The 23,303-nt window shown below is 33.0% G+C and carries 19 protein-coding genes; 15 read left to right on the plus strand and 4 right to left on the minus strand.

Annotated elements, in window-relative coordinates; translation table 11 throughout:
* Window positions 1–5: 5 nt before the first annotated feature.
* The 7 genes from ACE939_RS05450 to ACE939_RS05480 all read left to right on the plus strand — a co-directional run bounded on the left by ACE939_RS05450 (window position 6) and on the right by ACE939_RS05480 (window position 9,858).
* Window positions 6–2,624 (plus strand): TonB-dependent receptor domain-containing protein, encoded by a 2,619-nt coding sequence (locus tag ACE939_RS05450; protein WP_378187820.1) that lies wholly within the window; start codon window positions 6–8, stop codon window positions 2,622–2,624.
* A 155-nt stretch (window positions 2,625–2,779) separates the two neighbouring features.
* Window positions 2,780–4,078, plus strand: coding sequence for an MFS transporter (locus ACE939_RS05455; RefSeq protein WP_378187821.1), 1,299 nt, complete (start codon window positions 2,780–2,782; stop codon window positions 4,076–4,078).
* A 5-nt stretch (window positions 4,079–4,083) separates the two neighbouring features.
* On the plus strand, window positions 4,084–5,259 hold the full coding sequence (locus ACE939_RS05460; RefSeq protein ID WP_378187823.1) for a glycoside hydrolase 100 family protein: 1,176 nt from the start codon (window positions 4,084–4,086) through the stop codon (window positions 5,257–5,259).
* Window positions 5,256–6,200, plus strand: a complete 945-nt coding sequence (locus tag ACE939_RS05465; RefSeq protein ID WP_378187824.1) for a carbohydrate kinase family protein — start codon at window positions 5,256–5,258, stop codon at window positions 6,198–6,200. Before ACE939_RS05460 ends, ACE939_RS05465 begins: the two co-directional genes overlap by 4 nt.
* Before the next feature lie 218 nt (window positions 6,201–6,418).
* A complete protein-coding gene (locus ACE939_RS05470; RefSeq protein WP_378187826.1) occupies window positions 6,419–6,880 on the plus strand; it encodes a cold-shock protein in 462 nt (153 codons plus the stop codon).
* Window positions 6,881–6,970: 90 nt separating this feature from the next.
* Window positions 6,971–7,162 carry a cold-shock protein gene (locus ACE939_RS05475; protein ID WP_378187827.1) on the plus strand — a complete coding sequence of 64 codons (192 nt, stop codon included), beginning with the start codon at window positions 6,971–6,973 and terminating at the stop codon, window positions 7,160–7,162.
* A gap of 1,127 nt (window positions 7,163–8,289) precedes the next feature.
* A complete protein-coding gene (locus tag ACE939_RS05480) occupies window positions 8,290–9,858 on the plus strand; it encodes a YdiU family protein (protein ID WP_378187828.1) in 1,569 nt (522 codons plus the stop codon).
* A 50-nt stretch (window positions 9,859–9,908) separates the two neighbouring features.
* Here the strand turns inward: ACE939_RS05480 and ACE939_RS05485 are convergent, their stop codons facing one another.
* Window positions 9,909–10,808, minus strand: coding sequence for an EamA family transporter (locus ACE939_RS05485; RefSeq protein ID WP_378187829.1), 900 nt, complete (start codon window positions 10,806–10,808; stop codon window positions 9,909–9,911).
* A 254-nt stretch (window positions 10,809–11,062) separates the two neighbouring features.
* Between ACE939_RS05485 and ACE939_RS05490 the strand changes: the two genes are divergently transcribed.
* The 4 genes from ACE939_RS05490 (at window position 11,063) to ACE939_RS05505 (ending at window position 16,025) form a co-directional block, all read left to right on the plus strand.
* Window positions 11,063–11,491: a peptidylprolyl isomerase gene (locus tag ACE939_RS05490; protein ID WP_378187831.1), complete on the plus strand. Its 429-nt coding sequence runs from the start codon at window positions 11,063–11,065 to the stop codon at window positions 11,489–11,491.
* Between the two features lie 212 nt (window positions 11,492–11,703).
* Window positions 11,704–13,491 (plus strand): cellulase family glycosylhydrolase, encoded by a 1,788-nt coding sequence (locus tag ACE939_RS05495; protein WP_378187832.1) that lies wholly within the window; start codon window positions 11,704–11,706, stop codon window positions 13,489–13,491.
* Window positions 13,492–14,071: 580 nt separating this feature from the next.
* Window positions 14,072–14,263, plus strand: a complete 192-nt coding sequence (locus ACE939_RS05500) for a cold-shock protein (protein ID WP_378187833.1) — start codon at window positions 14,072–14,074, stop codon at window positions 14,261–14,263.
* Window positions 14,264–14,459: 196 nt separating this feature from the next.
* Entirely contained in the window at window positions 14,460–16,025 is a 1,566-nt protein-coding gene (locus ACE939_RS05505) for an SDR family NAD(P)-dependent oxidoreductase (protein WP_378187834.1), read from the plus strand.
* Between the two features lie 112 nt (window positions 16,026–16,137).
* Here the strand turns inward: ACE939_RS05505 and ACE939_RS05510 are convergent, their stop codons facing one another.
* On the minus strand, window positions 16,138–16,782 hold the full coding sequence (locus tag ACE939_RS05510) for a thiamine phosphate synthase (RefSeq protein ID WP_378187835.1): 645 nt from the start codon (window positions 16,780–16,782) through the stop codon (window positions 16,138–16,140).
* Window positions 16,783–16,839: 57 nt separating this feature from the next.
* Window positions 16,840–17,451 carry a DEAD/DEAH box helicase gene (locus tag ACE939_RS05515; RefSeq protein ID WP_378187836.1) on the minus strand — a complete coding sequence of 204 codons (612 nt, stop codon included), beginning with the start codon at window positions 17,449–17,451 and terminating at the stop codon, window positions 16,840–16,842.
* A gap of 433 nt (window positions 17,452–17,884) precedes the next feature.
* On the opposite strand from ACE939_RS05515, the gene ACE939_RS05520 reads away from it, so the two are divergent.
* The gene (locus tag ACE939_RS05520; protein WP_378187838.1) at window positions 17,885–20,077 is read left to right on the plus strand and encodes a T9SS type A sorting domain-containing protein; all 2,193 of its coding nucleotides are present in this window, start codon (window positions 17,885–17,887) and stop codon (window positions 20,075–20,077) included.
* 156 nt (window positions 20,078–20,233) lie between these two features.
* Here the strand turns inward: ACE939_RS05520 and ACE939_RS05525 are convergent, their stop codons facing one another.
* The gene (locus tag ACE939_RS05525) at window positions 20,234–20,578 is read right to left on the minus strand and encodes a winged helix-turn-helix transcriptional regulator (RefSeq protein ID WP_378187839.1); all 345 of its coding nucleotides are present in this window, start codon (window positions 20,576–20,578) and stop codon (window positions 20,234–20,236) included.
* Window positions 20,579–20,819: 241 nt separating this feature from the next.
* On the opposite strand from ACE939_RS05525, the gene ACE939_RS05530 reads away from it, so the two are divergent.
* The 3 genes from ACE939_RS05530 (at window position 20,820) to ACE939_RS05540 (ending at window position 23,255) form a co-directional block, all read left to right on the plus strand.
* Window positions 20,820–21,494, plus strand: coding sequence for an NAD(P)H-dependent oxidoreductase (locus ACE939_RS05530; protein ID WP_378187841.1), 675 nt, complete (start codon window positions 20,820–20,822; stop codon window positions 21,492–21,494).
* A 250-nt stretch (window positions 21,495–21,744) separates the two neighbouring features.
* Window positions 21,745–22,557, plus strand: a complete 813-nt coding sequence (locus ACE939_RS05535) for an SDR family NAD(P)-dependent oxidoreductase (protein WP_378187842.1) — start codon at window positions 21,745–21,747, stop codon at window positions 22,555–22,557.
* Window positions 22,558–22,628: 71 nt separating this feature from the next.
* Window positions 22,629–23,255 carry a MarC family protein gene (locus ACE939_RS05540; RefSeq protein ID WP_378187844.1) on the plus strand — a complete coding sequence of 209 codons (627 nt, stop codon included), beginning with the start codon at window positions 22,629–22,631 and terminating at the stop codon, window positions 23,253–23,255.
* Window positions 23,256–23,303 lie beyond the last annotated feature (48 nt).

A 23,303-nucleotide genomic window follows, 5' to 3' on the forward strand; every position in this document is an offset into this window, starting at 1 on the left:
AAATCATGATGAAACTAACAAAATTTAAGCTTGCTTGGTTGCTTCCGGTTTTCCTTTACGCATCGACTTTGGTAGCACAATCAACTATTTCTGGTCATATTAAAGATCAAAATAATACCCCCCTCATTGGAGTAAATGTTTATTTGGAAGGTACTAACAATGGTGCTATGACTGATACCGAGGGGAACTATATGATAGACAATGTAGTCGATGGAGAGTATCTTTTAAAAGCCACCTACATGGGATTTAAACCGTATGAGAGGCAATTGGTAATGCAAGGTGAACCTGTTACGCTAAGTTTTCAAATGGAAGAAGATTTAGAGTCTTTGGATGAAATCATTCTTACGGGAGTTGTGAATCCGAGTTCCAAAATTGAATCTAGTATTTCACTAACGAGTTTAAAAGCAAAGAATATTTCGCAAACCGTACCACGTTCTACGGCAGAAATTTTTAGAACAATTCCTGGGATACGGTCAGAATCTTCTGGTGGTGAAGGTAATGCAAATATTGCAGTAAGAGGTGTACCTATTTCATCGGGGGGATCTAAATATGTACAACTACAAGAAGATGGCTTACCGGTCCTACTTTTTGGAGATATTTCTTTTGGTACCGCAGATATATTTTCAAGATTTGATTATAACGTATCAAGAATTGAAGCAATTCGAGGTGGCTCTGCATCGACACTTACTTCAAATGCTCCTGGAGGTGTTCTAAATATTATTAGTAAAACAGGAAAAAAACAAGGTGGGGCGATAGGTACAACCATTGGATTAGATTATGATACTTTTAGAACTGATTTTGACTATGGTACAACCATTGGAAATGATTTGTATGTACATCTGGGAGGATTTTACAGAGTAGGCGAGGGAATAAGAAGTACCGGTTTTACTGCAAATAATGGAGGTCAATTTAAAATAAGTTTGCTTAAGGAATTCGAAAATGGTTATGTACGTGTTTATTCTAAGTATTTAAATGATAGAACCGCTGCATTTTTACCAATGCCATTACAAGTGACAGGCACTAATAGTGACCCAGATTGGGACAATGCTCCAAATTTTGATGCTACAAATGGATCTTTGCATACAACAAATTTAACCCAGACTGTAGGTTTGGGAGCAGATGGTGAATTAAGAAGAGGTAACGTGACCGATGGAATGCATCCAATATCAACATCTTTAGGGTTTGAAGCTTCTTTTGAACTGGCTAATCAGTGGAAAATTAAGAATAATGGTCGTTTTTCACTTAACAAAGGTAGTTTTGTGTCTCCTTTTCCGTCCGAAATTGGAACGGCTTCGGCTATAGCTACTTCCTTCGCACCTGATGCTCAATTACAATTTACAGATGGTACAGCGGTCAATGCAAACAGCCTTGTAGCAAGAATTCACATGTTTGATGTAACTTTAAATAACTTCAATAATTTTGTAAACGATTTCAAATTATCAAAATCTTTTGAGACTATTAACGTAACACTTGGATATTTTAAAGCTATTCAAAATATTTCTATGTCATGGTTATGGAACTCATATTTACAAGAAGTCAATGATGATAACGCAAGGTTAATTAATGTAATTGATGGCACCAATACTAATCTAAGTCAAAATGGGCTTTATGCATACGGAACGCCTTTTTGGGGTAATTGCTGTAACAGAAATTATGATACTCAATATAATGTCTCGGCACCCTATGCTAATCTCACGATTGAAATAGCAGATGCATTTACAATTGATGCAAGTGCCAGATATGATTTAGGAAGAGTAGATGGATCTTTTGCAGGTACAGTACAAACTCAATTTGATATAAACAATGATGGTATAATCTCTCAACCAGAACAGAGTGTATCGGCAATTGATAATGCCAACTCCACGGCTGTTAATTACGAATATGATTACTTTTCTTATTCTTTAGGTTTAAATTATAAAATAAATAAAAGACAATCCTTATTTACTAGAATTAGTAAAGGTGCATCTGCCAAAGCCGATCGCATATTATTTGCAGATTTAAATTATCAAGATGGCGAGGCTATAAATTCTTTAGATTTTATAGAGCAATTAGAGGCTGGATACAAAAGAGGTTTTAATAATGGTGCCTTGTATGCCACTATTTTTCACGCAAAAACTTCAGAAGAGGGTGGTTTTGAGGCCACCTCTAATAGTATCATCGAGAATGATTATAAATCTTATGGAATTGAATTAGAAGGATTCTATACTATTTCCAATGTTAATCTTAGAGGTGCTGTTACCTATACGAAAGCCGAAATAGATTCTGGAGATAATGAAGGTAACACGCCACGAAGACAGCCCGATCTCATCTATAATTTTATCCCTTCCTATAATTTTGGTAAAGAAAAACAAAACGCTATAGGAATCAATTTTGTTGGACAAACAAAAGCATATGCGCAAGATTCTAACGAATTGATTATGCCAGGTTTTGTGATGATTAATGGATTCGCAAATATTGGGATTACGAAATCTTTAAATGCAAATATATCGGTTAATAATATTTTTGATACAATTGGTATTACAGAGGTCGAAGAGGGTAGTATTGTAGAAAACCAAACTAATTATGTAAGAGCAAGACCTTTGCCAGGTCGGTCTATGACGCTAGGCTTACAATATAAATTTTAGCAAAAATTCCACGTCATTTTTTAAAAAATCGCTGGTATGTATAAGTTGGGGTTTCAAATTATCATTTTACCAGTAAGTAGTAGATTAGATAGTTTGGATGAACAATCCATTATATAGCTAGTAAAGTCTGAAATCAAAAATTTAAAACCATCTAAATGAACAAAAAAATAAAATTAAGTTTTTGGAACATTTGGAATATGAACATTGGTTTTTTTGGAATCCAATATAGTTTTGGTTTGCAACAGAGTGCTGTGAACCCTATTTACGATTTTTTAGGCGCCGCTCCAGATGAAATTCCATTACTCAACTTGGCAGGTCCTGTTACGGGTTTACTTGTACAACCAATTATAGGCGCCTTAAGTGATAAAACATGGCATCCCAAATTTGGACGTCGTAAACCCTATTTTTTTATAGGAGCTTTGTTATGCAGTCTTTGTTTACTTGCTTTTCCATTTAGTAGTTCATTATGGATGGCAGCAGGTTTATTGTGGATTTTGGATGCAGGAAATAATACAGCTATGGAGCCTTATAGAGCTTTTGTTGTTGATAAGCTAGACGAAGAACAACAGCCACTAGGATTTCAAATGCAAAGTTTTTTTACGGGTTTGGGTCAAACTTTGGCAAATGTATCACTCTTTATCTTTCCTTTAATTTTTATTGGAAAAACTGGAGCATTGCCTACTTGGGTATACGCTTCCTTCTTTTTAGGAGCAGTTTGTTCTATAGGTTCAATTTTATGGACATTAAAAACAACTTCAGAAATACCACCCACAAAGAAAGAATTAGCTCTTTTAAAGTCTAAAGATGAAAGTTTTTTTCAACCTTTACTTGAAATATTCTATGCTATTGCAGACATGCCAAAAGTTATGTGGCAATTAGCATTAGTATATCTTTTTCAGTGGTATGCTCTTTTTTGCTATTGGCAAAATTCATCTAAGAGTATTGCACTGTCTGTATGGGATGCTACACCCAAAAGCGATCCAGACCTCTATGAGTTAGCTGTAAGTTGGACGGGGCTGGTTAATGGGTGGTATAATATTGTTACATTTCTCACTGCATTTGCATTAGCAGGTTTAGCAAAAATGTATAATGCAAAAAGTGTTCATTTTGCATGCCTACTTCTGGCAGCTTTGGGATTTTTAGCATTTCCAAATATTCATGATAAATATATATTATTTATTGCAATCACAGGGTTTGGTATTGGTTGGGCAAGTATGATGGGCATACCATATTTAATGGTAGTTGCTGCTATTCCAAAAGAGCGTTATGGTGTTTATATGGGCATCATCAACATGATGATTGTTATTCCCATGATTATACAAAATATTTCGTTCGGATATATCTTAAAGAATTTTTTGAATAATGATCCTCGCAATGCTATAACTTTTGCAGGGATTCTTTTAGTACTAAGTGCTATTTGTACTTTATTTATAAAATCGAAAAAAACAACATAGTACATATGATGAACTCTATTTCTTATAAGAAGGCATTGGAACTACTTCAAAACGTTTCTACACCTCATGGTTTTTTGGCAAGTTCTGAAGATACTGCAAATTATCAAAGAATTTGGGCGCGGGATGGTGTTATCTGTGGACTTGCATCACTTTTGGATGGTGATTTACAGCTCATAAATACTTTTAAAAATACCTTATTAACGTTGGCGAATTATCAGCATCCGCTTGGCCACATTCCGTCCAATGTTTTTTTTAGTGAGAAACAGAAAACAGAACTTAGTTATGGAGGTTTGGCAGGTCGCGTAGATACTATTTCGTGGTTTATTATTGGAGTATGTAATTATAGTGCTATACAAAAAGATGCATCTTTTTTAGAACAGATGCTACCCCATATCGAAAAAGGCTTACAATTGTTAGAAGCTTGGGAATTTAATAACAATCATCTTGTATACGTTCCTAGATCTGGTAACTGGGCAGATGAATATATAACTGAAGGACATACTTTTTATGACCAAGTACTACGAATATGGGCATTACGATGTGTACAATCGTTACGACCCTCCAATAAATTAGAAGATAAAATAGCACATATTACAGCCATAGTTGATGGAAATTATAAATCAGGAAACTTTAAAACACCCTATCATCCCAAGGCATATACTACTTTAACTAATTCTAATTATTGGGCGGCTTCTATAAATCCATCAGGATATCAAACGATGTATGATGCCTTTGGCAATTCACTCGCTTTGTTATTAGACCTGGGAACTAATGAGTTTCAAAGTAAAGTCATAGCATATTCAGAAAAGTTAAGAGAAAGTTTAGCTATGAAGCTACTTCCAGCATTTTGGGATCCCATTACTGAAAAATGTGAAGAATGGAAATTATTGGTAGGCAATTGCAAATATGAATTTAGAAATTATCCATATGAGTTTCATAATGGTGGTACTTGGCAAATGGTAAACGGATTTTATGGTATTGGAGTATTTAAATACAAGCCTGAAATATCTAAAGAAGTTCTTGTTCATATAAGCCGATTAAATTCGGAACAATCGTATGGGTTTTACGAGAATTTTCATACGATTACCCAAAAAGCGATAGGGACCAAATATTGCAGTTGGAGCGCTGCTGCAGAAATAATATTAACACAATATAGTAACGGTAAAAAATTTTTGATTTGAATTTAACTAACATCATAGATATAATTTGTATTGGCGAGACTTTAATAGATTTTATTGGTCATCAAAAGGGGGTACAATTGAATAATACAAAAGATTATCATAGATATTTAGGCGGATCCCCTACAAATGTAGCAATGAATCTAGCTCGATTGGGTTTAAAACCTGCACTAATAGCATCTGTCGGAAATGATGGTTTTGGTGACTATATTTTTCAACGGGTTGGGGAGGCTAGAGTGAGTGCACAATATATCAAGCGAAACAATCAGTTGCCTACGAGTACTGTTTTCGTATCTAGATCTACTGGAACACCTGATTTCATAGCCTATCGTGCAGCAGATTCTTTGATTACCGAAGATCAAGTTCCCGTAGAGATATTATCTCATGCACAAGTATATCATACTACTTGTTTTGCATTAAGCAAACAACCAGCGCGCAATACTATTTTAAATAAAGCTAAAGAAGCTTATGATTTGGGATGTAAGCTTAGCATTGATTTAAATTATTCAGAAAAAATTTGGAAAGAAACCGATGAAGCAATTAAAGTTATTAAGAAATATTGTTCATACAATCCTTTAGTCAAACTAAGCAAAGATGATATGAACCGTTTGTTTGGTTATAAAATTAGTATAAATGAGGTATTTGATTTTTTTCATAAAAATGGTGTTGATATTGTATGCCTTACGCTGGGAGAAGAAGGTGTGATTCTTTCTCAGAAAGGTAAACCCAAAATTAGTAAACCAGCGATAAAAATCGCTGAAGTAGTCGATACAACAGGAGCTGGTGATGCATTTTGGAGTGGATTTTTATTTGCTTACATAAAAAGGCAACCGATAGAGAAATGCTTAATAACAGCACTCAAACTTGCTGCATTAAAATTGCAAAACGTTGGTCGCTTACCCGATAGTATAAAAAGTATAGCGCAACTATTAGCGTATAAGTAGTCATGCTAAGTATTATTATAACCCATACTATTATACTATACTAGTAGGAAGTTATATATATAAATTTACCGACGATACTTAAGAAAGATCTAGATCAATTTTTAAAATAAAACTCTTTAAAAATCAGATTAATAGTGATATTGCTATGTAAGTTCGAAGTATTAACGTATCTTTGCAAAATTCTTACCAGTATAGGTTAAAACATTTTAAAGACACGAATGGCAAAATCGCAACAAACATTTAATAAAATTGAAAAAGAAAAAAAGCGTTTAAAAAAACGTGAAGAAAAGGCAAAGAAAATGTTAGCCCGCAAGGCCGAAGCAAAAGAAAACGGGAAAAAAGGTATTGAATTTGCTTATGTAGATCATAACGGAAATTTGACAGACACACCTCCAGATCCTTCAAAAAAAATTAAGGTTGATGTGGAGAGTATTGAAATTAATATTCCTAAAACTTTAGAAGGTGACCGGGAAAAGATAGATCCTGTAAGAAAGGGATCTGTTTCCTTTTTTGATCCTTCAAAAGGATTTGGATTTATTATAGATTCAGAAAATCAAGAAAAATACTTTACTCATGTGAGTGGGTTGATTGACGAGATCAGTGAAAATGATAAAGTAACCTTTGAACTTGAAAAAGGAATGAAGGGAATGAACGCAGTTAAAGTTACTTTGCAGAAGTAATAGTTAGAGGATACTTTAATAAAGAAGATTTTTCACTCAATAGTAACCCCATTTACAATAATAAAATAGTATAAATTTAATTACATTATAATGAGTAAAGGAACAGTAAAATTTTTCAACGAAACCAAAGGTTTCGGTTTTATCACCGAAGAAGGTGTTGAAAAAGACCATTTTGTACACATTTCTGGATTGATTGATGAAATCCGTGAAGGCGATGAAGTATCTTTTGATCTTAAAGAAGGAAACAAAGGATTAAACGCAGTAAATGTTAAAGCTATTTAATAATAGACTTTAATAGTAGATAAAAAGAGGCTATCTTATCGATAGCCTCTTTTTTTTTAGTATACGAATATAATATATGACAATGAAATACTAACCAATTCTTAAAATTAAAATAGCCTTTTGCTAACCTGTACAATCCTTTTCTTGTTCTCAACTAAAAGATACTATTGGAATTAGCCAATTATAAACCTTTTTTATCATAAAAAATACTTCGTATTGATAAGGATCTAGACCTTTATAGCTATTATCCATAGGAGCACTTACTTGGTTAAGTAACCAATCCCATAACTATTTCAACCCATTTTATTTTACGTTTATATACTAAATAGGTACGGCAATCCACCTAATAATTGCGCCTACAAATTTATTTCTATCAACGTTGTAGTTTCTTAGCATCTTTACCTTATAACTATTTATAATGATAGGCTAGCGTAATTTTATAGTTGTTGGTGGAATCCGAAAAACCAAATTTCAAATAGCGTAGGAAACCAAAATTAATCTAATAATATAACTGTAAAAAATCAAAAACTTGTAGGAGGATGGAGTCCGTACCATCAGTTAACAGATCTAGATCAATCGATTTTCAATGAAGCTTTAAACGGTTTTGTGGGAGTAAGTTACTCTCCAAGCTCAGTTTCAACTTAAGTTGTAGCAGGAACAAACTACCGTTTTAAATGTTCTGCTTACCTACCTTCAAATAAGGAAGAAACTTGGGATGCAATAGTTGAAATTTTTCAGCCATTAGACGGAAAACCACATATTACTGGCGTTACTAGAATCTAATTTTATACGATCCTTTGCATGGCCTTATTATTCTTAATTCACAGAATAATAAGGCTTTCTATAAACTATACGATAGATATGTGATGGTAGAAAAAGTAACTGTAATACTTAATATGGCAATATAAAAAAGCTAAGACGACTTACGTTTCTAATAGCATACACTTTATAAATATATGCCTTGTTACTTAGTAAATTGTCTGTTATAGACAGTCTCTTTAGTGTACATTAAGCAAACCCATGGTAATAAAGACTACCTTAGATAATTTTAACTAATATTATCTCCTTTCAACTTAATTTCATTTATTATATTTACTATTAATAGTCTATAAAATGTTCTAATTGTAATGATCGATAAATTTAATATACAAAATATTTTTACTAAAGAATTACCAGCAGATCCCATTACAGAGAATAGCAGAAGACAAGTACTAGAAGCGTGTTTCTCATATGTAACTCCTAAAAAAACATCTAATCCAACGATACTTCACACTTCTATAGAGATGCTCAATCTACTAGGTATTGATATTGCTGATGCACAAACGGATGATTTTTTAAAAATTTTTACAGGGAATACAATCTTACCAAACACTCGTCCCTATGCAATGTGCTACGGTGGACATCAATTTGGCAACTGGGCTGGTCAATTAGGTGATGGCCGCGCAATCAATTTAGCAGAGGTGCATCACAATGATAAAACATGGACAATACAATTAAAAGGTGCAGGAGAAACACCCTATTCAAGAACTGCCGATGGCTTAGCAGTTTTGCGATCATCAATTCGAGAATATCTTTGTAGTGAAGCGATGTTTCATTTAGGCATACCTACTACCAGAGCTTTATCATTAGCACTTACAGGAGATAAGGTATTAAGAGATGTAATGTACAATGGTAATGCCGCTTATGAAAAAGGAGCTATTGTATGTAGAGTTGCAGCATCTTTTTTACGTTTTGGTAGCTATGAGATATTTGCCTCACGTCAAGACACCAATACCTTACAAACTCTAGTAGACTATACTATAAAACATCATTATCCACATTTGGGTACCCCATCTAAAGGAGTATATCTCAATTTCTTTCAAGAAGTTGTTAATAAGAGCTTATTAATGGTATTACATTGGCAACGTGTGGGGTTTGTACACGGAGTTATAAATACAGATAATATGTCAATACTCGGACTTACCATAGATTATGGTCCCTATGGTTGGTTAGAAGGCTATGATCTCGGCTGGACTCCTAATACTACTGATAGGCAGAATAGACGATATCGCTATGGTACACAACCAGATTTAGTACTTTGGAATCTCTATAAGTTAGCCAATGCTCTGTATCCTTTAATTCAAGAAGTTGAACCGCTAGAAGCCATTTTAAAACAATATGATCTCGATTTTGAAAAGAACTACTTATCTATGATGAAATCAAAAATTGGTTTATCTGAACCAAATGAGAACGATGTACAATTAATAGCAGAACTAGAAACCGTACTTCAACGCTCAGAGACCGATATGACGATATTCTTCAGAAAATTATCCAACCTAACAAAAGAAAATGCAAGGAATGGATTAAAAATTGTTTTTGAAGCTTTTTATCAACCAAATGAAATTAGAGAAAAAATTAAGACAGAGTGGGAGCTATGGTTTGTTGCTTATCACAAAAGATTACAACAGGAAAAACTAAATGATGAAGAACGCAAAAAAGTTATGAATGCCGTTAATCCAAAGTATGTACTACGCAATTATATGGCGCAATTAGCTATTGATGAAGCAGATCAAGGAAACTACGATATGATTGATGAATTATTTCAATTACTAAAGAAACCATACGATGAACAATTTGAAAAGGAGAAATGGTTTGCTAAACGTCCCGAATGGGCAAGAAATAAGGTTGGTTGTTCAATGCTTTCCTGTAGTTCTTAAATAGAAGGAATAATAAAATACTCCAATTAATAGTAATAACTCGAGTGCTATTAAGAATATAAAATTAGTCCTACACCAAGTATGATTCCAAATAAAGGAAGTAGTTTTTTACGTTTATTTTTTTCTTTAAAAATTAAACCTCCTATGACAACTGCAATTAATATCTGACTTCGCTTTATAGCAGAAAGCAACATAATTAATGCTTCGGGATCTTGTAATGCTCTAAAATAAAAATAATCTGCCAATTGTAACAATATACCTACGGCAGGAATTGTCCATCGCCATTTAAAGAGTTTCCGTTTTTCGGCATAAGGAAAAAATGTGATTGATAAAACTAGTAATAGTAAAACTAGCGTATATAAGCAAAACCAAAATTGTAATGTTTGGGGATTAAGTCCTAAACTTTGAATTAAAAACTTATCATATAAGCCACTAGTTGCTCCCAAAAATGTTGCTGCGATAATTGCAAAAATCCATTTATTAGTTTTGAAGTTTATTCCTTCTTTTTTACCAATATTAGCATATAACAGCACAGAAAGAATAATTAAAAAAAAACCAATCCACTGTAATCCTTTTGGCTCTTCTTTATAAATAAGTATAGCACCAAGAAATGTAAAAAAAGGACCTGCAGAGCGTATAGGTGTAACGATTGTAATAGGTAAGTGCTTTAAAGCTTGATATGCCAAAATCCAAGAAGCAGTCATTAGCATTGCTTTTATTAAAATATAACCATGTGATGACCAAGGAAGAGGAGAAATAAAAAGGGTAAGATTTTTACTATACTCGGGAGCGTAAATTGAAGCGATATATAAAGGTAGAAGAACTAAAAAACCTGCTCCAATAGTTCCCAATAGTACTGGTAGTACATCATTTTTACGTACTGCATCCTTTTTACAAAGATTGTGTAAACCCAAAAAAAGTGCTGCCAAAAGGCCTAAATACATCCACATCGCGCGAAGATAGTTTTTTAGCTTTTTTTGATCCTAAAAATTGAGTAAAAAATGTGAATCAAGGTAAACTTATAGATAATTATACATTACCTGTACTCATTAAGTAAAGTTGCATCATCTATGTACACTTTTTCAAAAATTTAAGAATAAAGTGACTAAATAAAGTACCTTTTGCTAATAAAATAGAAACTATGCTGTGTTCAGATTAATAAATCCTAACTTCGCCGCAATTATTAAACAAATAATACAATTTTATGAGTACAGTAAAACCTAATGATACTGTTAAGGTACATTATACAGGAAAACTAAACAATGGAAACGTATTTGATAGTTCTTTGGAGAGAGAGCCATTAGAGGTGCAATTGGGAAAAGGAAGTTTGATTCCTGGGTTCGAGAAAGGATTAGTTGATATGGCTGTAAATGAGAAAAAAACCATTACAATTACAAAAGATGAAGCATATGGAGCGGTTAGAGAAGATCTTTTTCATAAAGTTCCCAAAGCAGAACTACCTCAAGATATTAAGCCAGAAGTTGGGATGGGATTAGTGGGTTCTAATGCAGAAGGAGGCCAACAACAGTTTAAAATTGCCGAAGTTAAAGATGATCACATAGTGATCGATGCAAATCATCCGTTGGCAGGTGAAGACTTAACTTTTGAGCTCGAAGTACTTTCAATTAATTAAACTATAATTGCTTTTATATAGTTATTAAATGCCTAATGAGTTTATTAGGCATTTTTTTTTAATAAATACTACGTTCTTAATCATAGCTGGTTAACCAAAAGTACAAGTATTTACGTCAAAATAAGTATTAATTTGTGGGATTACCGTAATAGATTCAGTGTGTATTTTTATAAGTTAGCACCTTAATTAAACTACATTTTAAACCCCAAATTATGAATCAAAAAATCTTTTTAAAAAGCAAAATTTTAGGCTTACTAATTTTTGTTTTCTACACATCAAGCTTTAGCTTAAACGCACAAAATTATTGTCAAAGTTCCCCCGTCGATGTTCATGGTAGTCTTAGTGTTCTCGGTAACAAAATTGTTGATCAAAATAATGAGTCTGTAAGTTTTGCAGGCAACAGTTTTTTCTGGTCTAACTCGGGATGGGGTGCCGAAAAATACTACAATGCAGATGTAGTAAATTGGCTAGCAAATGATTGGAATAGTATGCTAGTGCGTGCCGCCATGGGAGTCGAGGATAACGGAGGTTATCTTGGTAATCCTGTCGAAAACAAGAATAGAGTAAAAGCGGTAGTAGATGCTGCTATTGCAAAAGGTATGTATGTTATTATCGATTGGCACTCACATCATGCAGAGGACAACCCGCAAGCGGCAATAGATTTCTTTAAAGAGATGGCGCAGACCTATGGTGACAATCCTCACGTAATTTATGAAATTTATAATGAGCCTTTACAGGTATCTTGGTCTAATACAATAAAACCCTATGCAACAGCAGTTATTTCTGCAATTAGAGCTATAGATCCTGATAACTTAATAATTGTAGGTACTCCAACTTGGTCGCAGGATGTAGACGTAGCCTCTATGGATCCAATCAATGGTGATAATATAGCATATACGTTACACTTTTATGCTGCTACCCACAAAGAAAATTTAAGGAGAAAAGCGCAAACAGCCCTTGATAATGGGATCGCACTTATGGTAACAGAGTGGGGAAGTGTACAGGCAAATGGTTCGGGTGCTGTGGATTATAACTCTACAGATGAATGGATGCGTTTTCTTAGCGAAAATGATATTACACATGCAAATTGGTCAATAACTGATAAAAATGAAGGGTCTGCTGTTTTGATACCTGGAGCATCCTCATCAGGCGGTTGGTCTGATAGTATGCTTACAGATTCGGGTAAAAAGGTTAAAGAAATTGTTCAAAATTGGAAACAATACTGTGATGATAATGGCTCTTCAAATAATTTACCCAATGTTTCGATTACTTCACCTGCTTCAGACAGTAACTTACCTACTAATACACTAGTAACTATAACAGCCACCGCTAATGATTCTGACGGATCAATAACTAGTGTAGAATTTTTTGTGGATGGACAATCCATTGGTATTGATACTTCAAGTCCTTATTCTTTGGATTGGACGCCTACATTAGCAGCACAGTACGAGTTAACTGCAGTTGCAAAAGATAATGAAAATGGTGTAAGAACCTCTGCATCAGTACAAGTAACGGTCGCAGATATTTCTGAAGGAATTGATTGTTCTACTATAGAAATTTGGAATGCGCAAGCGGTATATCCAACCGCAGGAATGTTGGTAGTTCATAAAAATAAAGTATACAGAAATAATTGGTATACAAGCAATCAAAATCCAGATACAAACTCTGGACAATGGCAAGTTTGGTCTTTTGTTGAAGCATGTGCAAATACTTTATTAGAACAAACAAACGTATCAAATGATAAAGGGGATCCTCAACAAAAAGTATATGTATCTCCCAATCCGTCTGCAGCAGAATTTAAAGTAGATTTTGCTTCACAAGCAACAGAGGGAATAATCGAAGTATTTACTCTTACTGGAGAATTACTTTTCAAAAAAGTTATAAAGCAAGATGAAAAAACCAGCTTTACATTAGCTAACTATAATGATGGTATGTACGTTCTAAAGTTAATATCTGCAACGGGAACGATCACAAAAGTTATAGTGAAGAAATCTATTTAATCATAACAAACAATAGCGTACTAATGTTTGTGATCTAAAATAAGATAAGAGTTGCTATTATTTATAATCAATTTCTTTTCTTAAACGCTACGTATATTATATTATAAAATCCTATTGCGGTCTAAGCTGTAATAGGATTTTTTTATCTAAGCACTCGATAAACCCTATTTCTTTATTTATAATACTATAAAAAAACATCACTAATTAAGAGCCACTTTAAAATAATCAAATAGGATTAAAGCCGTTTTTTAAACAATATGATCTACTTATTAGTGCATGTATGATAATGTATAAGTTCTATTGTGTCACATCGCTATAAGAATATTACTTCAACTTTTTAGACATGTTGTCTTGTTTTGACATACTAAAATCTATTTTCATTTAGAAACAATTGATTTCTAATAAAATAGACATATAGCCTGACTGTTAGATCAGTACTTCTCATCTTCGGTTCTTTTTAATTTTTTTAATGATGTATATTCTTCTTATTTTAAAAATAGAACGTTATTAATAAACCCTAATAAATCTCTTGGCACGACCTTTGCTCTAGTAATTGTAATATAAATTTAATTACATTATAATGAGTAAAGGAACAGTAAAATTTTTCAATGAGTCTAAAGGATTTGGATTTATCACTGAAGAAGGAGTTGAAAAAGATCACTTTGTACACATTTCTGGATTAGTTGACGAAGTACGTGAAGGCGACGAAGTTGAATTTGATCTTCAAGAAGGTAACAAAGGCTTAAATGCAGTAAACGTAAAAGTTATCTAATACATATCTTCAAGTTTTACAAAAGTCCGTCTATTTATTTAGATGGACTTTTTTTATACAGTTTAAGTTGCAGCAGTCCTTTATTTGATACTATAAGTTTACATATAAACTATTATTCAGTTCTCACGCTTGGGATTCTTATCTTAGCCGAAACTCTTCGTATCAATAATTGATAGCCTTAACGTTTATATAAAATATGCCTCAAGATTCTAACAAAAAACAAACTACAGAACAACTCTCTTTAGAAGAAATAGATACCTGTATATCCATATTAGAACACCTCTTAACTAATACTAATCAATTATTTGATCTTCCTAAAGAAAAAAGAGAGGCCTTGTTAAAAGCTTCAGGAATGCTCTCTAGACCTACTAGAGAAGAATTTTCACGTCGTCGAAAAGATGCCAAAAAAGCTACAAAGCGAAAAATGGTGGCTAGAGATAGATCAGCGCGAAAAAAAACTGGAATCAGAACTGCTCGTGAAACAACTTTATTTGAAGCTCCTAGATTATTAATGCCTACAGAACTTGCCAGTAAAGAATTAGAAGTTTTAGAGTCACCAAGAAACTGTTATGTTTGTAAGTCGGTTTTTACAAAATTGCATCACTTTTATGATACTATGTGCACTACTTGTGGTGATTTAAATTATGGGAAACGTTTTCAAACAACAGATTTAAAAAATCAAGTAGCGGTAGTTACTGGATCAAGATTAAAAATAGGATACCATATCACGCTAATGTTACTTCGTTCTGGAGCTACGGTTATAGCCACTACACGCTTTCCTGCTGATGCTGCAATTCGTTTTTCCAAAGAAGAGGATTATATAGATTGGAAAGAACGTTTGCATATTCATGGACTTGACTTACGCCACATACCAAGTGTAGAAATTTTCTGCAATTATATAGAGCAAACATACGATCGCTTGGATATTTTAATTAATAATGCAGCACAAACGGTAAGAAGGCCTTCTGGTTTTTATCTTCATTTATTGGAAAATGAAAAATTACCTATATCCAAATTGCCAAAATTAGCACAACCCTTATTAATAAATCATAGTAAATGTTTACAGGAATTATCAGAAATTAGTACGAAAGTATCAAAAACGCATAAAAACAATATATTACCAATCTCCTGGCATGGACCAGAGCCTGGTATAGGATTACGCAACTCGGCAGCACTCTCTCAAATTCCATATAGTTTTGATGCCGCATTACAATCTTCTGAAGTTTTTCCTGTTGGACAATTGGATGAAGATTTACAACAAATAGATCTTAGAGAAACCAATAGCTGGCGTTTAAAATTAGGAGAAATCGAAACCACAGAAATGGTCGAAGTACAATTAGTAAATGCCGTGGCTCCTTTTGTTTTATGTAATCGTTTGGCTACGTTGATGATGAAAGAAAATACTGAAAAAAAACATATCATTAATGTCTCTGCTATGGAAGGAAAGTTTCATCGATTTAAAAAAGAAGATAGACATCCACATACCAATATGGCAAAAGCAGCGTTGAATATGCTTACGCATACAGCTGCTGGAACCTTTGCTAAATCTGGTATTTATATGAATGCAGTAGATACAGGTTGGGTTACCGATGAAGATCCTATAGCATTATCTAAAAGGAAAATAGAAGTTCATGATTTTCAGCCACCCTTAGATATTGTAGATGGTGCAGCAAGAGTTATGGATCCCTTAATAGACGGAATCAATACTGGTAAACATTGGTCTGGTAAATTTTTAAAGGATTACTTTCCTATTGACTGGTAATACGCCTATTACTTTGATGCATGTATTCTTAGTTTAATTTTTATAATGTTTTAAAGGAATGTACGTATAGGATTCTTATCATCCATTTAAGTCTGAAAAGGCGTTATCAAATTTACTTAAAACTATGGCGTTGCTCTTTGGTAGAGGATGCTTTGAGTAGTTCGTTAAATTTACGAATAATATTAAAATCATTTGTAATTTCATTAGATACAGCAACACCGTAAATACCTATTTCTAATAAACTTAATACATCGTTAGTAGTTATGTTTCCATTTGCAATAATTGGAATTTTAGTTTTTAAAACATCTACAATGGTATTATAAGCATTTAAGTCTAAGGTTTCCGGTAACCGATCCTCAAGAATTATATCGTCATAAGGACCCAAACTAATATAATCAACCTTTTGATTAAGTAGTAGCTTACAATCTTGCAAATTATGTGCAGCCCCACCAAGTATTTGCCAATTATATATATGATTTCTAATGGTGGTTGGACTTATTTCTTTATTTCTCAAAAATACGCCATCAGCTTTAATAGCTTTTGCAACTTTATAATGATCAGTTATAAGTAAACGTGTTTGAAAATGAGCAGTAATCTCTCTAGCTTCGTTAGCTATTTTCAAAAATTTTTTATCCGATATATTATTGATAGCCAATTGTATCCATTCAAACCCAAAGGTGCAAGCTTTCTGAATGTTTTTCAGATGTTCATTGGGCGTATCACCCTTTGATATATAATGTAATTTTGGTAGTAACATACTCGTTAATAGCTAAGAGTTAAAATGACTTTACAATCGGTTTTAATAGAATTGTGATTACATAGAAATTGTTTTGGAATATTCCATAAAACTCGACTCAAACCGTTTCAATTTTTCTGGAATGGATTCAAAATAAAGAACAAATTGACATTTAGCAATGCTTTGAGTAATTGATAATAGGGTAGTATATGCCAAATTATCAACTAGGAATGCCGCATCATCAACACTAAAAATTTTTAACTGTGCGGTATTGACGCCATTGAGTAAAAACAACTTTTTAATAGCTTTTGGTGTTGAAATAAGAATGTCAACACCTTCAAAAATTTCAGATTTTTGAAGATCTACATGTAATTTTTCATGTGCTACATAAACTCGCAAGGAAGTATGCTTAGTGTATGTTAAGAACGTTTCATGTAAAGCTAATGCTTTATCTGAATCTTCGACAAGTACTATTGCTCTTGGAGCGTTACCTACAGCTTCACATTTAAGTTTCTGCAGGGTTGTAACAATCAGAGTAGTAGTTTTACCGCTATCTTTAGGTGCCGAACAATAGGTGTTAACGCCACTTTTAATAACAGGAATGCTTTTTTTTTGAAAAGACGAAGGTTGTGTAATATCTAAATACTCTAATTTTTCTTGGATATCGGAATGTAATTTTTTAAAAGGCATAAAAAGGATAGAGCTATCTGTTTGGCGTATTATTTATAATTCTTGCATACTAAAAAATGATATCATAGTTTTCTAACAAAACTTGTCTATATAAAATTAGTACGATACAAAGATACTATCTTGAAATTAAATAAGTCTAAGGTTAACCTATTTCTATCTTTTGCTTACATGTGTAAAGGATGAAATGAAATATGTACAAATTGAAACCAAGTATATACTAAAATTACTATTACGGTTATTTAATTTTCTACTTAATATACCTAAAGTATTACCGAAAGTTTATTTTAAAATGTACAAAATTGATATTAATATAATTAATTAGTTAAATTTCATAAATAAATTATGAACTCTTAAACTTTTTTTATAATCTTCAGAAGTGTATTATACATGTACATTTTTTTTAGAAAAAACATTTAACCTTAAAACCTCAAGAATGAAAGCTAAAAAAACATTCACAAAAAAATTTCTTTTCCTTTTATTAATTTCATTTATAACTACAGTTGCATCGTATGCACAGCAAGTTATTAATACAACCTTACAACACGATGGTAGAACCAGACAATACCGTTTGTATATTCCTCAAAGTTATGACGCTAGTAAACCTGCCCCTTTGATTTTAAATTATCATGGATTTACTAACAATATTAATACCCAGTACAATCAAAGTAACTTTCAGCAATTGGCAGAGGATAATCAGTTTATTTTTGTAACACCTCAAGGCTTAGGTGGACTTGCGGGATGGGCAATAAATAATAGTTTCGGCGGAAATGAAGATGATCTAGGTTTTTCTGATGCACTTATTGATAAAATTCAGAGTGAATACAATATTAATGAGAAACGAATTTATGCAACGGGATTCTCTAATGGAGGTTATTTTAGTTACAGAATGGCCTGTGAATTAAGTCCGAGAATTGCTGCTATTGCATCAGTAGCAGGAAGTATGACGGCTCGATGGATTGATAATGGTCAATGTAGACCCCAGCATCCAACCCCAATTTTACAGATAACAGGAACGAATGATAGAACCATTCCTATTGCTGGTGGAGGACTAGGAAAATCCATTCAAGATGTTATGGAGTATTGGGCAGCTTATAACAATGCTGATCTTACTCCTGATATAACCGACTTAGGTAGTGGATCAACGCGTTCTATTTGGGATAATGGAGACAACGGAGTTACAGTTGAATTTATCAAAGTAGGAGGTAAGGGTCACAGTTGGGTAGGTGGCAACGTGAGTACATCCAATGAAATATGGGAGTTCTTTTCGCGTTTTGATATTGATGGTGCTATTGATCCTACAACACCACCTCCAACCGATACCTGTACGGGTACTATTTCCTCATTTCCTTTCAGAGAAAGTTTTGAAAGTAATTTTGGTACTTGGAGTAATGCTACCTCAGATGATATAAACTTTACTAGAAATAGTGGAAGTACACCATCTAGCGCTACAGGACCCTCTAGTGCAGCCGATGGCAACACTTATATTTATGTAGAAGCTTCTGGAGAAGGTAGTGGTTTTCCTAATAAACGAGCTATTCTTAATTCGCCATGTCTTAATTTTAGAAATCTCAATTCTCCACGCCTAACATTTCAATATCATATGTATGGTACAACAATTAATAGCTTAACGGTTGAAGCGAGGACTGATAATAGTGGTAGTTGGAATCCAATATTTACTAGTAATGGAGATCAGGGAGACACTTGGAATTCGGCAAATGTAAATCTCTCTGCATATGCAGGTAACGACAGTGTTCAATTGCGTTTTAGTGCTGTGACAGGTTCAGGTACAAATGGATGGCAAAGTGATATTGCAATTGATGCGATTAGTATTCAGAATGGTTCTGGAAATCCTAATCCAGTGTGTGAATCTATCGATTTCAATGATTTTGCTATTTCGTCATTTGATACACAGGATACTGCAGGAGATTTCTCTATAGGTAATGGTGGAGCATCTCTATCCTTAACTAATAATACATGGAAGTATATTCCGGTAAACTACACTGTAACTTCGAGCACGGTTATCGAATTCGAATTTAGTAGTACATCGCAAGGAGAAATCCACGGAATTGGTTTTGAAGATGATAATACACTAACAGCAACTAGGTATTTTAAAGTACATGGTTCTCAAAATTATGGAGTAACTAATTATGATAACTATACATCTGGTACTGTTACCTATGTTATACCTGTAGGAGCATTCTACACAGGAAACATGGATAGAATAGTTTTTATAAATGATAATGATGCAGGCACAGGAAATACTTCGACTTTTTCAAATGTAAAGGTGTACGAAGGTTCGTGTGGAGCAGCGCAGTTATCGCAAAGGACTTTGGAGTTAGATCCAATAATTCCAAGTATTGGAAACGAAGACGAAGAGATTGCCTTGGCTTCATTGTGGCCAATACCAACAAACGATCAATTTTCAATACAAACAACTTTGAAAAGATCTGAAGAGGCATTTGTTAGTATTTATACCACATTTGGAAAGATGAAATACCAAGGAAAAATATCTTCAGGTATAACTAATTTTTCTGCCAATAGTTTGGCCCTACGCCCTGGAATATACATAGTTAGAATTCAATCTAAAGGAAATCAGGACATTGTAAAAAAACTAATAGTAAACTAACCAACACCTAAATATATTTATACAATAAAGATGCTCCAGTTTTTGTAAACTGGAGCATTCTTTATTTAGTATATAAAAATTGACTTATCAATATTTAGACAAGGTAGATTTTCAGAAGCTATGGAAAACAGTCAATAAAGCTATACTAAAAAACATTTACTTTACAATAGTTTCTCTTTTCTCAACTACATAAACACCCCAATCTGCAATAGACTTGATTACAGGAATAAGCGTTTTTCCAAAATCAGTGAGTGAATATTCAACTTTTAAAGGAGGCTTGGATGTATATACCTTTCTTTTAATAATTCCGTCCTCTTCTAATGTTTTTAACTGTAAGCTAAGTGTTCGTTCAGTAACTGTTGGCATTTCTTTTCTTAGTTCATTATATCGTAATGCTCCATCAATTAAATGAAATAAAATAACTGTTTTCCATTTTCCTCCAATTACCCCCATAGTCAAACTTGCGCAACAAGGGTATTCTTTTCCTTTAAACGTATACATACCAAACTAAAATTTAAAAATCAAACTATCACATGCAAACACAAAAGTAAGGATCTATAAGAATATATGCAACTATACTTTTTATAGTAATTTTAAAATGTTATAAGTTTTTGATTTACAGTTGTTTATTTTATAAATATATACTATCATTTTTGACCGTTATTGTAGATTAATATAACTATACTTAGCTTTGTTGCTATAAATTATATAGTATAATAAATACAATTAATAACGTTACCTAATGAATACACCTAATTTTGAAAAAAAAGATATTTTAAATGCTTTTAAATATCGACATGCAACCAAAGAGTTTGATGCTTCAAGATCGTTAACAAATGATCAGATACAGTTTATCTTAAAAACAGCGAATTTATCACCTAGTTCTTTTGGTTTTGAGCCATGGCATTTTATTGTGGTACAGGATAAAGAACTACGCGAGCTTTTAAAGCCTGTTGCTTGGGGAGCGCCATTGAAATTAGATACTGCTAGTCATTTCATCCTAGGATTAGCTATGAAAGCTCCTATGGTAAAGCACGATTCAGAATATATAAAATATATGATGAAAGATGTTAAACAAATGCCAGAAGATGTGATCGAGATGTATGCAAAATTTTACCGAGAGTTTCAAGAACGGGACTTTAACTTGGATACAGATAAGAAATTATTTGATTGGTCTTCAAAACAAACTTATATAGCTTTGGGTAACATGATGACGGCTGCAGCGTTAACTGGTATTGATTCGTGCCCCATTGAAGGTTTTCATCAAGAACAAGCAGAGACGTTGTTAAAAGAAAAGTTTGGTGTAGATACTGATAAATATGGTTTATCTTTTATGGCTGCTTTTGGTTACCGAAAAGCGGCTCCAGAATTTCCAAAATCAAGACGTGCTTTTGACGATATTATAACTTGGAAATAGCTAAAAATATATAAGCTAATTTCAAAAGAGATTGTTGGCTAATGTATAAGTATAAAATGTTAGCCAAAATTTATACCAATAATGAATCTCTAATTTTTATTGGTATACACAATGGGTTTATGGTAGTTTTACTATTAACAATAGAGAAAGCCACGTAGTACTGTGGCTTTCTCTATTTTACAAATTATAGGAATGATTGTACGACTTATCTTATAAACATACTCTTTAAAAAAACAAAATTTCAATTTTAATGCATAAACACATATTAATAACAGGAAGTACCGACGGCATTGGTAAGTTAACCGCTTTAGAGTTAGCAAAAGAGGGGCATTCAATTTATGTACATGGTAGAGATGAAGCCAAATTAAATGCGACTATCACAACATTAAAAAAAACCGCAAACAATCCAAATATTAAAGGATATGTAGCCGATTTTTCAGATTTAAACGCTGTTGGTAAAATGGCAAATCAAATAAAAAGAGATGTTCCTGCTTTAGACGTCTTAATTAATAATGCCGGAGTATTTAAAACTAAGAATACTTTGACCAAAAGCAGACTTGATTATAGATTTACGGTAAATTATTTAGCTCCTTATCACTTGACCAACGTTCTTCTTCCTAATTTAAAGAGCGCAAAAAGTCCCCGCATTCTTAATTTAAGTTCTGCTGCACAATCATCTATTATTTCAGGAGTGATGAATGGAGATGTTATAGCTCATGTCAATGAAGCATATGCACAAAGCAAGCTAGCATTGACAATGTGGAGTTTTAATTTAGCACAACAAGAAACAAGTATCATTGTTATCGCAGTGAACCCTGGCTCTTTATTAAATACAAAAATGGTTGCCGAAGCTTATGGGCACCATTGGTCACCAGCCAAAAAAGGCGCCGATATCCTATATTCATTAGCAATTGATACCAGACATGCTTCTTCCTCAGGTCGCTATTTTGATAATGATAAGGGATACTATGACGATGCGCATCCCGATGTTTACGATAAAGAAAAAAGAAAAGAGTTGCTAATTAAAACAGATAAACTACTGTCTGCTCTTGGATTTTCATAAAAAAAACTAAATTGCTTGTACATAAAGAAGTTATTCAATTTCTTTCAGAATTAAAATAACATTAATAAAAAATGGATAACTTACTAACGTTTTCAATAGCAGTATTTACAGCCTTTTTTGCTATAACCAATCCTATCTCAAATATGACAATTTTTTTGTCCCTGACAGATGGTGCAGATGCAAAAACTAAAAGAGATATAAATAAACGATCAAATTTGATTGCTTTTGCAATTGTAACTGTATTTGTGTTGTTAGGGAAATATATATTTGAGCTTTTTAATATTAGCATTCCGGCTTTTAAAATAACCGGAGGGATTCTTATTTTTTATATAGGTTTTGAAATGTTACAGTCCAAAAAATCTAATGTAAAAAATATTAAGAATGTACATATTGATGAAAATATTGCAGTATCACCTTTGGCGATTCCTATCTTGGCAGGTCCAGGAACTATAGTCACTGCTATGAATTTTGTATCAAAAGCCGAAGCAATTCATATTTTTTTGGTAATCATTATTTTCGGTTCTATGAGTTTGTTAACCTATTTCACCTTTAGATTAAGTGATTTAATTGTTAAAATAGTAGGGCATAATGTTATTTCTGTCATCGGTAAAATAATGGGATTAATTATTGCCATTATTGGTACAGGTATGGTTATTCAAGGCATAAAACTATCTTTTAATTTGATCACTCAAAGTTGAGTGTTATATCAACAATGGCTATATAAAATCTTTCAATTTATTTCGAAA

The sequence above is a fragment of the Aquimarina rhodophyticola genome (assembly GCF_042434915.1).
Lineage (GTDB): Bacteria > Bacteroidota > Bacteroidia > Flavobacteriales > Flavobacteriaceae > Aquimarina.

Excerpts from the sequence above, each read along its gene's own strand:
- ACE939_RS05485 (WP_378187829.1), bottom strand. The coding sequence starts at position 10,808 with ATGTGGATGTATTTAGGCCTTTTGGCAGCACTTTTTTTGGGTTTACAC.
- ACE939_RS05475 (WP_378187827.1), top strand. The coding sequence starts at position 6,971 with ATGAGTAAAGGAACAGTAAAATTTTTCAACGAAACCAAAGGTTTCGGT.
- ACE939_RS05535 (WP_378187842.1), top strand. The coding sequence starts at position 21,745 with ATGCATAAACACATATTAATAACAGGAAGTACCGACGGCATTGGTAAG.
- ACE939_RS05450 (WP_378187820.1), top strand. The coding sequence starts at position 6 with ATGATGAAACTAACAAAATTTAAGCTTGCTTGGTTGCTTCCGGTTTTC.
- ACE939_RS05515 (WP_378187836.1), bottom strand. The coding sequence starts at position 17,451 with ATGCCTTTTAAAAAATTACATTCCGATATCCAAGAAAAATTAGAGTAT.
- ACE939_RS05455 (WP_378187821.1), top strand. The coding sequence starts at position 2,780 with ATGAACAAAAAAATAAAATTAAGTTTTTGGAACATTTGGAATATGAAC.
- ACE939_RS05490 (WP_378187831.1), top strand. The coding sequence starts at position 11,063 with ATGAGTACAGTAAAACCTAATGATACTGTTAAGGTACATTATACAGGA.
- ACE939_RS05480 (WP_378187828.1), top strand. The coding sequence starts at position 8,290 with ATGATCGATAAATTTAATATACAAAATATTTTTACTAAAGAATTACCA.
- ACE939_RS05540 (WP_378187844.1), top strand. The coding sequence starts at position 22,629 with ATGGATAACTTACTAACGTTTTCAATAGCAGTATTTACAGCCTTTTTT.
- ACE939_RS05505 (WP_378187834.1), top strand. The coding sequence starts at position 14,460 with ATGCCTCAAGATTCTAACAAAAAACAAACTACAGAACAACTCTCTTTA.
- ACE939_RS05530 (WP_378187841.1), top strand. The coding sequence starts at position 20,820 with ATGAATACACCTAATTTTGAAAAAAAAGATATTTTAAATGCTTTTAAA.
- ACE939_RS05520 (WP_378187838.1), top strand. The coding sequence starts at position 17,885 with ATGAAAGCTAAAAAAACATTCACAAAAAAATTTCTTTTCCTTTTATTA.
- ACE939_RS05460 (WP_378187823.1), top strand. The coding sequence starts at position 4,084 with ATGATGAACTCTATTTCTTATAAGAAGGCATTGGAACTACTTCAAAAC.
- ACE939_RS05510 (WP_378187835.1), bottom strand. The coding sequence starts at position 16,782 with ATGTTACTACCAAAATTACATTATATATCAAAGGGTGATACGCCCAAT.
- ACE939_RS05525 (WP_378187839.1), bottom strand. The coding sequence starts at position 20,578 with ATGTATACGTTTAAAGGAAAAGAATACCCTTGTTGCGCAAGTTTGACT.
- ACE939_RS05470 (WP_378187826.1), top strand. The coding sequence starts at position 6,419 with ATGGCAAAATCGCAACAAACATTTAATAAAATTGAAAAAGAAAAAAAG.
- ACE939_RS05500 (WP_378187833.1), top strand. The coding sequence starts at position 14,072 with ATGAGTAAAGGAACAGTAAAATTTTTCAATGAGTCTAAAGGATTTGGA.
- ACE939_RS05495 (WP_378187832.1), top strand. The coding sequence starts at position 11,704 with ATGAATCAAAAAATCTTTTTAAAAAGCAAAATTTTAGGCTTACTAATT.